General features: G+C 38.0%; 13 protein-coding genes. 11 read left to right on the top strand and 2 right to left on the bottom strand.

All coding sequences use genetic code 11. The features are described from left to right. The first annotated feature begins 8 nt into the window (after positions 1–8). The 4 genes from FW781_RS16655 to FW781_RS16640 all read left to right on the top strand — a co-directional run bounded on the left by FW781_RS16655 (position 9) and on the right by FW781_RS16640 (position 3,149). On the top strand, positions 9–419 hold the full coding sequence (locus FW781_RS16655; protein WP_149388454.1) for an Rrf2 family transcriptional regulator: 411 nt from the start codon (positions 9–11) through the stop codon (positions 417–419). A gap of 58 nt (positions 420–477) precedes the next feature. Then, on the top strand, positions 478–1,131 hold the full coding sequence (locus FW781_RS16650) for an NAD(P)-dependent oxidoreductase (RefSeq protein ID WP_149388453.1): 654 nt from the start codon (positions 478–480) through the stop codon (positions 1,129–1,131). A 16-nt stretch (positions 1,132–1,147) separates the two neighbouring features. Further along, positions 1,148–2,320: an MBL fold metallo-hydrolase gene (locus FW781_RS16645; protein ID WP_149388452.1), complete on the top strand. Its 1,173-nt coding sequence runs from the start codon at positions 1,148–1,150 to the stop codon at positions 2,318–2,320. 148 nt (positions 2,321–2,468) lie between these two features. Further along, entirely contained in the window at positions 2,469–3,149 is a 681-nt protein-coding gene (locus tag FW781_RS16640) for a hypothetical protein (RefSeq protein WP_149388451.1), read from the top strand. A gap of 81 nt (positions 3,150–3,230) precedes the next feature. On the opposite strand, the gene FW781_RS16635 is transcribed toward FW781_RS16640, so the two are convergent. Then, positions 3,231–4,259, bottom strand: a complete 1,029-nt coding sequence (locus tag FW781_RS16635; RefSeq protein WP_149388450.1) for a M23 family metallopeptidase — start codon at positions 4,257–4,259, stop codon at positions 3,231–3,233. Positions 4,260–4,484: 225 nt separating this feature from the next. On the opposite strand from FW781_RS16635, the gene FW781_RS16630 reads away from it, so the two are divergent. The 4 genes from FW781_RS16630 (at position 4,485) to FW781_RS16615 (ending at position 8,641) form a co-directional block, all read left to right on the top strand. Continuing rightward, a complete protein-coding gene (locus FW781_RS16630; RefSeq protein WP_149388449.1) occupies positions 4,485–5,525 on the top strand; it encodes an NAD(P)H-dependent glycerol-3-phosphate dehydrogenase in 1,041 nt (346 codons plus the stop codon). A gap of 277 nt (positions 5,526–5,802) precedes the next feature. Further along, complete coding sequence (gene mqo / locus FW781_RS16625) at positions 5,803–7,308, top strand: malate dehydrogenase (quinone) (protein WP_149388448.1); 1,506 nt, start codon at positions 5,803–5,805, stop codon at positions 7,306–7,308. Positions 7,309–7,371: 63 nt separating this feature from the next. After that, positions 7,372–7,770, top strand: coding sequence for a hypothetical protein (locus FW781_RS16620; protein ID WP_149388447.1), 399 nt, complete (start codon positions 7,372–7,374; stop codon positions 7,768–7,770). Between the two features lie 4 nt (positions 7,771–7,774). Continuing rightward, the gene (locus tag FW781_RS16615) at positions 7,775–8,641 is read left to right on the top strand and encodes an AadS family aminoglycoside 6-adenylyltransferase (protein ID WP_149388446.1); all 867 of its coding nucleotides are present in this window, start codon (positions 7,775–7,777) and stop codon (positions 8,639–8,641) included. Positions 8,642–8,643: 2 nt separating this feature from the next. On the opposite strand, the gene FW781_RS16610 is transcribed toward FW781_RS16615, so the two are convergent. After that, on the bottom strand, positions 8,644–10,224 hold the full coding sequence (locus FW781_RS16610) for a GMC family oxidoreductase N-terminal domain-containing protein (RefSeq protein ID WP_149388445.1): 1,581 nt from the start codon (positions 10,222–10,224) through the stop codon (positions 8,644–8,646). 131 nt (positions 10,225–10,355) lie between these two features. On the opposite strand from FW781_RS16610, the gene FW781_RS16605 reads away from it, so the two are divergent. From FW781_RS16605 to FW781_RS16595, 3 genes are all read left to right on the top strand, one after another. Further along, a complete protein-coding gene (locus FW781_RS16605; RefSeq protein WP_149388444.1) occupies positions 10,356–10,973 on the top strand; it encodes a DUF1684 domain-containing protein in 618 nt (205 codons plus the stop codon). Between the two features lie 4 nt (positions 10,974–10,977). Beyond that, positions 10,978–11,451: a GNAT family N-acetyltransferase gene (locus FW781_RS16600; RefSeq protein WP_228720223.1), complete on the top strand. Its 474-nt coding sequence runs from the start codon at positions 10,978–10,980 to the stop codon at positions 11,449–11,451. 73 nt (positions 11,452–11,524) lie between these two features. Further along, entirely contained in the window at positions 11,525–12,334 is an 810-nt protein-coding gene (locus tag FW781_RS16595; protein WP_149388442.1) for a glucose 1-dehydrogenase, read from the top strand. Positions 12,335–12,439 lie beyond the last annotated feature (105 nt).

Genomic DNA, 12,439 nt, shown 5'->3' with positions numbered 1-12,439 from the left:
TAATTACAATGAACAATACAAGATTTGCTACGGCAATACATATCATGACCTTATTGGCGAAGAGCCCTCAGGAGTGGCTTACTTCCGAGTGGATAGCCGGCAGTATCAATGTGAATCCGGTGATTATCCGAAAGGAGATCAGCGTATTGAGAGAAGCAGGTCTGATTATTAGCAGACAGGGAAAAGAAGGAGGAAGTCAGCTTGGCAAAAATGCGGAACTGATCACCATTTCGGAGATCTATAAAGCAGTAAAAAATACAGAAGTATTAGGTAAGAAAAATCAGAATCCCAATCCGGCCTGCAGTGTCGGAAAGGAAATTAACGTTCATTTAAATACATTATTTGAAGAAACAGATCATTTGGTGGTAAAGTTTTTAGGAGACAGATCATTACAGGAGTTTGCCGATCAGTTCGAGTAAAAATTTTTTAACCTTAAATGTAACAAAATTTATTACAATTAAATAAAAATAAGACATTATGAAAAAAGTAGCAGTAATCGGTGCAACAGGATTTGTAGGCGCACACGTAGTAACAGAATTAGCAGACAGAGGATATGCCGTAGAAGCATTGGTAAGAGACGCATCTAAAGTAAAGACACAGGAAAATGTAACTGCAAAAAGCATTGATGTAAACAACGTAAATGAGCTGGCTGAAGCATTGAAAGGAAGCGATGCTGTAATCAGTACCTTCAACGCAGGATGGACGAATCCTAATCTTTACAACGATTTTTTGAATGGTTCTGAGAATATCCAGAAAGCAGTAGAGCAATCAGGAGTAAAAAGACTGATCGTAGTAGGAGGAGCAGGAAGCCTTTACACTCCGGATAATGTACAAATCGTAGATACTCCCGATTTCCCTGAAGCTTATAAGCCGGGTGCAACAGCAGCGAGAGATTATTTAAACAAAATCAAAGAGAATAATACCTTAGATTGGACATTCTTCAGCCCTGCTATAGAAATGAATCAGGCCAATGTAGGAGAAAGAACCGGAAAATACAGAACATCATTAGAAACTCCCGTATTTGATGAAAACGGAAGAAGCCGTCTGTCTGTAGAAGATGTAGCCGTAGTTTTGGTAGATGAGCTGGAGCAGAATAATCATATCAGAGAACGTTTTACAGCAGCTTATTAATCGATAAAAGTACAAAATGATACAAAAGAAATTATTGTCGTTATTGACGTTGCTGGGATGTATCAGCATATTTGCCGGAAACCTCAAAGTGAAAGTATATAATCCGGGAACCAAAGCTATTTTCCCTATTACTTCCACCATTATTTATGGTGATAAAGATGCCATACTTGTGGATGCCCAATTTCAGAAACAATATGCAGAGCAGCTTGTGAAAGAAATAAAAGCCACAGGAAAAAACCTGAAAACAGTTTTTATTTCTCACAGCGACCCTGATTTTTATTTTGGACTGGATGTCATCAGAAAAGCCTTTCCTAATGCAAAGATTATTTCCACAGCACAGACAGCTTATCTGATATCAGCTTCCAAAGATGATAAAATGGGAGTATGGAAACCACAGTTGAAAGCAGATGCTCCATCAGAAATTATCGTTCCTGAAGCAGTTGTTTCAATTCCTGATCTTGAAGGAAACAAAATTGAAATCAGACAAAATCCGGAAGATCCGGCACACAGTTTTCTTTGGATTCCTTCCATTAAAACCATTGCGGGTGGTATTTCGGTTTCCGTAGGCTCACACCTTTGGATGGCAGATACACAGAACGTGAAAGCAATTGATCAGTGGATAGGACAGATTGATGCAATGAAAGCATTGAAGCCGGAACAGGTGATTCCTTCTCATTTTGCAGAACTTTCTACCACTCCAAAATCTCTTGATTTTGTGAAAAGCTATTTGGAAAACTATAAACAGGCAGTCACTGAAAACAAAACGTCTTCTTCTGTTGTAGATTTTATGGTTAAAAAATATCCTGATCTTCATGGAAAAGATGAGCTGGGAATGGGAGCGAAAGTTTTCTTTGGCGAAATGGCCTGGGATCTGAAATCAGCTTATCCGGCAATCGGGAATAAAGTGGAAGTTGATTTTGGAGCGGTGAAATTCCTTCTTGATTTTAAAGATAACAAAACAATGACGTTTACAGGAACAGCCGGAAATTCAAAAAACAGTACCGATACTGTAGAATATACGGCTGTAGAAGTAGCGAAGAATGTTTTTATGGTGTATTGGCATGAACCACATCTGGGCTTCAACGTAACCCATATTCAGAATTATAATAAAAATATAGTGTATTCAAATATTGCAGGTCCTGATGGTACATTTACCCATCCGAAAGGAGCTATTAAGATTTTGAAATAATGATAAGAATCAAAAGTACATGTAAATTTTACATGTACTTTTTTATTATATTTGGTGATACCTTTATGGAGTAAAATCTTTCTGAAAATCTATGTTTAGCAAAGATTAAAATCGATGAATGAAATTTTTAGAATCAATTAATAACCAAATGAAATCAATTAAATTTTTGCCTTTATTATTACTGTTGTCTATGTTCAGCTGTGGTAAACTGGCGACAACATCCGATGATAAAAAATCTGTTGACGAAGTTCTTAAGTTTTACGGAGGCTATGTTGAAACGATGAAAGGAGTGCAGACACTGAATGGAAAATCCGGTGATTTTTTTGAAGTACAGATTAAAGACAGTAAGCTCATCAATAATCAGCCTCAAAGAGCAGTATCCAATGCTGCCAATATTGCATTTATCGTTTTTCAGAATCAAAAACCCGGAGCATATGATGTTATTAAAACAAAGTTACTTCTAGCTGACGGGGCAAGTTTTACAAAATCATTCACTCAAAAAGAACTGCAGGAAGTAAAGGATCTGTACCCGGAAATTAATAAGATCAACTCATTGTTGATTAATAAAGATGACAACGGAATTCTTGAAATGTTTGAGCCAAAATTTAAGCCTAAAAAAGAATTAGTCAAAGAAACAATTTCAAGAATGGATTCTCAATTAGGACCGATTACAGAAATACAGTTTCAGGGATTTGAATTTCTGGATAATCCCAATCTGGGACAGATGATCTTAATAAGAGAAGTAAGCAAAAGAGATAAGGTTTTCCCGTTTATCAATGTAGCATTTGACAGAAAGACTAAAAAAATGCTGAACATTGAATTTCCATAAAGAATAAAATACGCATAACGTATCCGGAAGCTGGGTAATATCAAAATAAAAAAGGCTGTTCATACTGAGCAGCCTTTCTTTTTATAGATTCATAAACAATTTCGGATTAATCGGAGTATTGTTTTTGTGTACTTCATAGTGAAGATGAGGACCGGTAGAACGTCCGGAATTTCCGGATTTTGCAATTACCTGGCCTACTTTTACTTTGTCATTTACCTTAGATATAAGTTGAGACAAGTGTCCGTACAGTGTAGCCAGCCCGTTTCCGTGGGAAACAATTACACAGTTTCCATATCCTCCTTTCTGTCCGGAAAAAATAATTGTTCCGGCAGCTGCGGCTCTAACATCCGAACCATAGGCAACGGCAATGTCCAGTCCCTTGTGGAACTGCATCTGATCAGCTTCAGCAGGTGGATTGTTTTTTTCAGCAGCAGCGGTTTTGGTTATTGTAGTTCCGGTAGCAGCTTTTGTACTGGCAGGAGCAGAGGTTGCAGCCACAGGAGCCGCCTTTGGAGTAACCATTACTTTCACTTCTCTTTTATTTCCATAGCTGTCTGTAAGTTCTATAATCTTCTCAACAGGCTCAGCTTTTACTTCAGGCTTTGGAGCTGCAGCCACTGCCGGTTTTGCTTCAGCTGCCACACTTGTTTTTACCGAAGCGAAAACAGTTTTGAATGGAATCGGATTTTTTCTCACTCCAAAATTAGAAGAAATATATCCGTCTGTAGGCATTCCTAATGGAACCTGCATCAGTTTTTTCTGAAGATCCATCAGATATTGGCTGTATCGGTTTGCCTGTTTGGAAAGATAAATAGAATTTGAAATACTGTCCTGGCTGAGCATCATCAGTTTTTCGTTGGTAATGTCTTTGGACTTCAGGAAAGAGTTGAGTTGGGCCACTGTCTGATCTACGAGCGTAAGATCAGTTTTCATTTTTAGATAATCTACACTGTCTTTTTCAGTGTTTATTTTTACAAGATTGACTTCGTAGGTTTTATCGTCTCTTTCAGAAAAGAGCTTCGCAATGAAGACACCTTGTGCAAAAACTACTAGTAAAAGTCCTCCCAGGAGAATGTTTACGTTCTTCTTGCTGCTTAGAAATTTTTTCATATTTCTTCTCTTAGTAAATTTAAAACGGTTTTGAAGCTGCAAATTTAATTAAAAATAAGCTTTGTGGGTTATTTTTAATTAAAATTCAGTTTTTTCTGTATTTAACGGTTAATTAGCTGTTTAATTGTGTTGAAGTGTTAATTTTTTCAGAAAATGGCGTTTATCATAGTTTCAAAGCCTTCGTTACGTCTTTGTTTTAATATCTTTGCAGTTCACATTCCAATTATGGCTAAAAAGAAAATTATTTCAGAATCTTCGAATCCAAAAAAGAATAAAAAGGATATTTCTGTAGGAGTTGTAGGGAGCGGAAGTTTTGCAACCGCTATCGTAAAAATGCTTGTTGAAAACTGTAAAGTTGTACACTGGTGCGTAAGAAATGAATTTGTAAAAGGAGCTATCGAGCTTCGTGGGCACAATCCGACTTATCTTACAGCGGCTCACTTTAATCTGAAAAGCTTAAAATTAACAACAGATATCAATGAATTGGTTTCTGCTTGTGATGTTATTGTTCTGGCAACCCCGTCTATCTACCTGTCTGATACACTGGATAAGATGACATGTGATTATTCAGATAAGATCTTCATCTCTGCAATTAAAGGGATTATACCTAAAGTAAATGATGTGGTAGCCCATTATCTGCGTGATGAATTTAAAATCGGGTTTAGAAATCAGGCAGTTATTGCAGGGCCCTGCCATGCAGAAGAAGTAGCAATGGAAAGACTTTCTTACCTTACCATCGCAGCAGTAGAAGATGAAACGGCTGAAAAACTTGAAGGAATCTTCAGTTCAGACTTTATTAAGGTACATACAAGTAAAGATATCTTAGGAAATGAATACAGTGCCATTCTTAAAAATATTTTTGCGATAGGAGCTGGAATCGCAAGTGGATTAGGGTATGGAGACAACTTTACCGCTGTTTTTGTTTCCAATGCAATCCGTGAAATGGAAGCTTTCCTGGAGGCAATCTATGAAGCACCAAGAGATGTGAATGAAAGTGCTTATCTGGGAGACCTTTTAGTAACGGCATATTCACTTTTTTCCAGAAACAGAAACCTTGGAAACCTTATAGGAAAAGGATATACAGTGAAATCTGCAATTCAGTCTATGAACATGGTGGCAGAAGGATACTATGCAGCGGATTCCATTTACAGGACTGCGAAACAGAAAAATCTTAAGCTTCCGATAATCGATACGGTATACGCCATCCTTTATGAAGGTAAAAATGCTGAAAAACAGTTTAAAAAACTGACGGCAAAATTGAACTAAAAACAAGGCTTTATTGCTGAAATCTTGTTTGTAAGATAAAAATAAAAGAAACTTAAGCACTTAAATGCTTAAGTTTTTTTATGCTCATTCTGATAATCCGGGAGGTCATAATGCTCTGATATTATCAATCATTTCAATGATGTTTTATTGAAATTTTCCATGGCTTTTTGTTGTGTACTAAAGAAGTATTTTTGCTGTAAAAAATAACGTGTTAAAATCGTTAAACGCGTTCCTGTTTTTAAAACTTTTCCCGAAATTTGAAGTAAAATTTAAAATTATGTCACAATCGCTTACAAGCAGAACACCGAAACCTAAATATGACGTTGTACTGATAGGCGGCGGAATCATGAGCGCCACTTTAGCAACGCTGCTTCATGAATTTGATCCAAATCTTGAAATTGCAATCTTTGAAAGACTCGGAAGATTTGCCAAAGAAAGCACAGCAGCATGGAACAACGCCGGAACAGGGCACTCCGCATTTTGTGAGCTAAATTATACCCCGGAAAAAGCAGATGGGTCTATTGATATCTCCAAAGCAGAAAGCATTGCAGAACAGTTTGAAATTTCAAAGCAATTCTGGGCCTACCTGTTGACTAAAGGTTATATTCATGAGCCCAAAGAATTTATCAATTCCTGCCCGCATATGAGTCTGGTATTTGGGGAAAAAGATGCTGAATATCTTAAAAAACGCCACGATAAAATGGCTGGATCTGTTCTGTTCTCAGGAATGGAATTTTCTACAGACCATGAGAAGCTGAGAGAATGGATTCCTTTGGTAATGAGCAAAAGAAATCAGTCTGAAGTAATGGCAGCAACGAAGATGGATATGGGGACGGATGTAAACTTCGGAACGCTGACAAGAAAAATGGGAAGACACCTTCTGGAAGATTCCAATGTTGAGGTTTTCTTATACCACGAAGTAAAGGATATTGATGCAAGAGAAGATGGGAAGTGGGAAATGAAGGTGAAAGACAGAATCAACAGCCACAAACAGGAAGTGGTAGCAGACTTTGTTTTCATTGGTGCCGGAGGATATGCACTTCCGTTATTAGACAGTTCGGATATTAAAGAAAGTGAAGGCTACGGAGGTTTTCCGGTTTCCGGACAGTGGCTGGTAAGCCATAACCAGGAATTGGTGGAAAAACATCAGGCTAAAGTATATACGCAGGCTACGGTAGATGCACCGCCAATGTCTGTTCCACACCTTGATCTTAGAATTATTGATGGTAAAAAAGCACTTCTTTTCGGACCTTTTGCAGGGTTCTCCACCAAATTCCTGAGAGAAGGTAGCTATCTTGACCTTCCTGAAAGTGTAAATACCAAAAACCTGAAATCACTTTTTGGAGCATGGTGGCATAATATTCCTCTGACGAAATACCTGATCCAGCAGGTTGCTATGACGAAATCTCAAAGAATGCAGCATTTAAGAGAATTCGTTAAAGACGCCAAAGAAGATGACTGGGAATTGAAAGTAGCCGGCCAGAGAGTTCAGGTCATCAAAAAAGATGAAAAAGAAGGAGGTAAACTGGAATTCGGAACCGAAGTGGTAGTGAACAAGAGCGGGACTATCGCTTCTCTGCTGGGAGCTTCACCAGGGGCATCTACAGCAGTATATGCCATGCTGAATGTGCTGGAAAAATGTTTCCCGGAAAAACTTCATGGCGAATGGAAAGGGAAATTGCTTGAAATGGTTCCTTCCTACGGACAAAAACTGGCTGAAAATCCTGAACTGACCAATGAGGTGAGGAATTATACAAAAGAAAAATTAGAATTAGAATATTAACATTAATAATGAGCAATGAGTAGCAGTATTATTCATTGCTCATTATTCAGTACTTATTAAAAGGTGGAAGAAGTAATTGTAAAACCTGTTATTGCAAAGGAAATCCTGGAATCTCTTAAGGCGAAAACGGAAGAGGAGAAACAGGTGATCGTACACTGTTGTTTTCCGGCGTCCCCATTTTTAGGAAACCTGATCAGGATCTGGCATTCGACCTATCTTTTTGATAATCAATCTGAGCATAGAAGCAAACTGATTCATGCCGAGAATATTTCAATTTCTCCCTATTGGACAGCGGTTCCTTTTATGAAAGACTTTTGGTTTACCCTGATATTTTCCGGACTTCCGAAAGGCTGTAAAAGTTTCGATTTAAAAGAAGTAATTCCTGAAGAAGGCGGCTTTTTTGTAGAATCAATCAAAAGAAATTCTTCTGATGTGTATCGGGTGAAAATCTCAGAATCCTAATAAGATGAAAGCACGGGAAGAAAAACTGAAACAGATTATTCATTGGGCTGAAAACAATCCAGATATCCGGGCTGTTCTTCTGACCAGTTCATTGGTAAACCCTTATGCTCCCGTAGATGATTTAAGTGATCTGGATGTAGAACTTGTTTTTGAAAACAGAACCTCTTATGAAGCAGGAAATGAATGGATCAGGCTTTTTGGTGATCCTATTTCCATGATTGAAGAAGATGACCGTCTTTTTGAGGGAAAACATGCCATGAAAATGGTTTTGTACAAAGATCATGTAAAAGTTGACTTTAAGCTGTACCAGGTGTCAGAATTTATTAAAGAAATCAATGAAGAAGCCCTTCCCGAAGATTGGGATGTAGGATATCAGGTTTTAATAGATAAAGATCATCTGACAAAAAATCTTAAACCTCCAACGTATCAGTCTGTCATGATTCATAAGCCCACAGAAAAAGAATTTAAACAGCTTTTCAATGATTTCTGGTGGGATACAACCTATGTAGCAAAATGCCTTAAGCGGGGTGATATTTTTTATGCCAAATTTATGTCTGAAAATGTTCTTCGTACAGATTATATCGTTCCTTTGATCGAATGGTATATTGGAGCAGATCATGATTGGAATAATATTACAGCCAATAAGCACGGAAGACTTTTCAAAAAATATCTTTCATCCGAATTATGGAATAAAGTGGAGGCTACTTTCTCGGGAAAGGATATTGAAGAAAACTGGAAAGCGCTGTTCGCTTTTGCTGATCTGGTACATGAACTGGGAACTTCCTTGGCCGGAAGACTTCATTTTATCTATCCGGTAAAACTGGAAAATGATGTTCGCCACTATCTTGCAGAAATACAATCTATGCCTTGATTTCAGACAAATTCATTCTGCTTGATGAGGTTTTCAATACAGTATTCCGCAATGGCAGTAATGGTCACAAAAGGATTGACACCAATGGTTCCGGGAATTAATGAGCCATCCAGAACATATAGATTTTCATGATTTTTTAATTTTCCAAATTCGTTGGTAGCTTCACCCAGAACACATCCTCCAAGCGGATGATAACAGATATCAGCTCCGAAACCATTATTGAAAAGCAGATGGCTTCTCGTTCCGCCATTGGCTTTATTCATTTTCCGGATAAAATATTGGGCATTTTCTTTCATTTTGACGGTATTGCTTTTGTCCCAGTTCAAAGTCAGGGACTGGCTCGTTTTATTGTAAGTGACTTCTCCTTTTTTATCAACTCTGTTGATCAGCAGATATAAGGCAGTAGCAACATCCATTCCCATTGGTAAAGGGGCAATTTCTGTGAAAAAAGGATGTTCCGGATCTTCCCAGTTGTCAATGCCGCCTACCGGAATAGTAGACTGCTTGGCTCCTGTACCGCCAGACAACGGTTTTACCCAGTTTCTTCCGGTCATAAAATTTCCGTTATTTCCCCATTTTTTTCCGATCTTTTCATGAACAGGGAAATTGTTTTCTGCATGAGATTGTAGCAGAAGCTGTAAAGTTCCCATTGTTCCTGCGGAAAGAATCAGTTTTTTACAGTTGAAAACTTTGTCAGCAACCAGGATTCCCGAAGTATCAATCTGCTGAACATTTAATGTATAGCTTTTATCATCATTAAGCTGTATCGTCTGGACACGGTGAAGATCAAGAATTTCTAAATTTCCGGTTTCCAGTGCTTTTCGGAGATAGGTTTTATCCAGACTGTTTTTCCCATAATTGTTCCCATAGATTACCTCGGTATTAAGGGCAGAACGGGGAACTTCATTCCGGAACTCTTTTTCCATATACTTAAAATCATATACGTTCGGAACTCTCATGGTTTTAAAACCAGCTTTATGAGCTTCTTCTTCACCTACGCGTGTGAATTTATAATAAGGACAGTCTTTCAGAAACTGCTCGTCAATCACATTTACTTTGAGCTCTTCCCGTACCAGAGGAAAGTAATGACTGTAGAACTTGTCTGCATCAAGATCAGGGAAAATTTCTTTGAAATAACTTTCTTTAGGAGTAACAGCCATCCCGCCATTCACCAGAGAACCTCCGCCAACGCCTCTTCCTACCCAGATATTGATATGTTCAAAATCCAGACGGTCCAATATCCCGGTAAAGGGAGTCAAAGAAAAAATATTCATGAAAGGGGCAATGCTTTTCTTTTTCAGCCATGCCGAACTTTTCCCCGGTTTCAGTAGATTGGAAAACGGAATTCCTGCCTTTTCCCAGTTAAGACCCATTTCAAGCATCACTACTTTTTTCCCGGCTTCACAAAGGCGTAATGCAGACACAGCTCCTCCGTACCCGCTGCCGATGATCACAATAGGAACATCTGTATTTTCCGTTATCCGGCTGTTTTTTCTTTCCGCAGCCCGGAATAATTCAGATTGAAGAAAATAGAAACCTGATATCGCCAATGCACTGGTCCTGATGAAATTTTTTCTGTCCATGGGCTTTATTTTCCAAAAAGTATGCTAGATCAGAAGGTGCATGTTGTATTTAAAAGAGATTATGTTTTTTTATCAGAATTTTAACTTTTGTTGTTCCGGAAATTCATAGTTTTACTTATAATTTTACATACATGAAAAAATATATAGTACTCTTTTTACTCCTTCCATTATGGGCTTTTTCCCAGAAAACAGTTTCAAAGGAAGAGAAAGAGGTTCAGAAATTTCAGAAAGAACTCAACGCTGAATATCTCAACCCGAAAGAGACTCCGTTAAGAGGAGATAATTTTAAGAATTTTAAAAGACACCCTTTCTTTCCTTTTGACGCCAAATACAGAGTAACCGCAAAATTTGTTAAATCAAAAGATACACAACCCTTTGAGCTTCCTACTTCTTCAGGAAAGACAAAAACGTATCAGGAGTATGGAAAAGCCACATTTATGCTGGATGATAAACCCTATACAGTCACTTTATACCAAAGTCTGGCCTTAATCCAACAGGATAAATACAAAGACTATCTATTTCTTCCGTTCCGTGATGCTACGAATGAAAAAGAAACCTATGGAGGAGGGAAATATATGGATCTGAAGATTCCGAAAGGAAATACCATTGTGCTTGATTTTAATCAATCTTATCATCCTTTCTGTGCTTATAATGCTTATGATTACAACTGTCCTATCGTTCCTGAGGAGAATAAACTTCCCGTAGAAATCCGTGCAGGAGTAATGTATGAAGATATTTACCATCATTAAGACTATGATACATTTAGAATTCTTTAAACCAGAAGATCTTTCCGGAGTCAGCTACGCTTTGGATGAAAACCAGATGCAGTTTACTGCGACAGCTCCACAGGCTTTGCAACGTATCAGCGAACGGGATGATGATGACGCATTTCCGGTGACTATATTTGAAAATGATCAGGTTGCAGGTTTTTTTGTACTTGATTTCGGGAAAGATAAATTTGAGCTTACCGACGATGAAACATCAGTTTTACTGCGTTCTTTATCTGTAAATCCTCAGATGCAGGGGAAAGGAATAGGAAAAATAGCAATGCTGGAAGTAGGGAATTTTGTAAAAACTCATTTCGGAGATTGTAAAGAAATTGTACTGGCAGTAAACCAGAAAAATGATTCCGCTTATCATATTTATCTTCAGTCAGGATATATTTTTGACGGTAAAACCAGAATAGGAAGAAGCGGCCCTCAATATCTGATGTACAAAAAACTTTAATAAAATTTTAAAATCATAATTTTTTATCTGCTGATATCTTTCCATAACTTTGAGTAACATCAAATTACAAAACATGGAAATATCACTTCAAAATCAGGTAGCTGTGGTTACAGGTGCCTCCAGCGGAATAGGTTCAGGAATTGCAAAATCATTAGCAGCAGCAGGAGCGACAGTCGTCGTTAACCATTCTTCGGAAAGATCTGCAGAAGAAGCTAAAGCTGTTTTGAAAGAAATTACTGATGCTGGAGGAAAAGGAATAACCTATGCATGTGATGTCTCCAAAGAAGATCAGGTGGTCAAAATGTTTCAGGATGTGGTTTCTGAATTTCAAACCGTAGATATTCTGGTGAATAATGCAGGTATTCAAAAAGATGCAAAATTCACCGAAATGACAATAGACCAATGGAATGCTGTCATAGGTGTTAATCTTACCGGACAGTTTCTCTGTGCCCGGGAAGCCATTAAAGAGTTTCTAAGACGGGGAATAGATCCTTCACGTTCCGTTGCTTGCGGAAAGATTATTCATATCAGTTCCGTACACGAAATTATTCCATGGGCTGGGCATGCTAACTATGCATCCAGTAAAGGGGGGATAAGAATGCTGATGCAAACCCTTGCTCAGGAATATGGTGCAGCCAAAATCAGGGTCAATTCTATTTGTCCGGGAGCGATTCAGACGCCTATTAATCAGAATGCATGGAATACTCCTGAAGCACTCAATTCTCTTCTTACCCTTATTCCTTATAACAGAATCGGACAGCCGCAGGATATCGGAAATTTAGCCGCTTTCCTGGCCAGTGATCTCGCTGATTATATTACAGGAACCAGCATTTTCGTTGATGGTGGAATGACTACGTTTGAGAGTTTTTCTACGGGAGGTTAAAAAGTTCAAGGTTTATAGTTTATAGTTTATAGTTTTGAGGTTGTTCTCATAGTTTTAAACGAGATCAAATATGACTCATTGCTTATTATTCATTACTCATAATTA

Source organism: Chryseobacterium panacisoli (assembly GCF_008274625.1).
Lineage (GTDB): Bacteria > Bacteroidota > Bacteroidia > Flavobacteriales > Weeksellaceae > Chryseobacterium > Chryseobacterium panacisoli.
The sequence above is the reverse complement of the archived record's forward strand: the minus strand, read 5'-3'. Positions and strand labels throughout refer to the sequence as shown.

Bases quoted from the DNA above. Each gene is read 5' to 3' on its own strand.
- FW781_RS16655 (WP_149388454.1), top strand. From the start codon at position 9: ATGAACAATACAAGATTTGCTACGGCAATACATATCATGACCTTATTG.
- FW781_RS16650 (WP_149388453.1), top strand. From the start codon at position 478: ATGAAAAAAGTAGCAGTAATCGGTGCAACAGGATTTGTAGGCGCACAC.
- FW781_RS16645 (WP_149388452.1), top strand. From the start codon at position 1,148: ATGATACAAAAGAAATTATTGTCGTTATTGACGTTGCTGGGATGTATC.
- FW781_RS16640 (WP_149388451.1), top strand. From the start codon at position 2,469: ATGAAATCAATTAAATTTTTGCCTTTATTATTACTGTTGTCTATGTTC.
- FW781_RS16635 (WP_149388450.1), bottom strand. From the start codon at position 4,259: ATGAAAAAATTTCTAAGCAGCAAGAAGAACGTAAACATTCTCCTGGGA.
- FW781_RS16630 (WP_149388449.1), top strand. From the start codon at position 4,485: ATGGCTAAAAAGAAAATTATTTCAGAATCTTCGAATCCAAAAAAGAAT.
- mqo (WP_149388448.1), top strand. From the start codon at position 5,803: ATGTCACAATCGCTTACAAGCAGAACACCGAAACCTAAATATGACGTT.
- FW781_RS16615 (WP_149388446.1), top strand. From the start codon at position 7,775: ATGAAAGCACGGGAAGAAAAACTGAAACAGATTATTCATTGGGCTGAA.
- FW781_RS16610 (WP_149388445.1), bottom strand. From the start codon at position 10,224: ATGGACAGAAAAAATTTCATCAGGACCAGTGCATTGGCGATATCAGGT.
- FW781_RS16605 (WP_149388444.1), top strand. From the start codon at position 10,356: ATGAAAAAATATATAGTACTCTTTTTACTCCTTCCATTATGGGCTTTT.
- FW781_RS16600 (WP_228720223.1), top strand. From the start codon at position 10,978: ATGATACATTTAGAATTCTTTAAACCAGAAGATCTTTCCGGAGTCAGC.
- FW781_RS16595 (WP_149388442.1), top strand. From the start codon at position 11,525: ATGGAAATATCACTTCAAAATCAGGTAGCTGTGGTTACAGGTGCCTCC.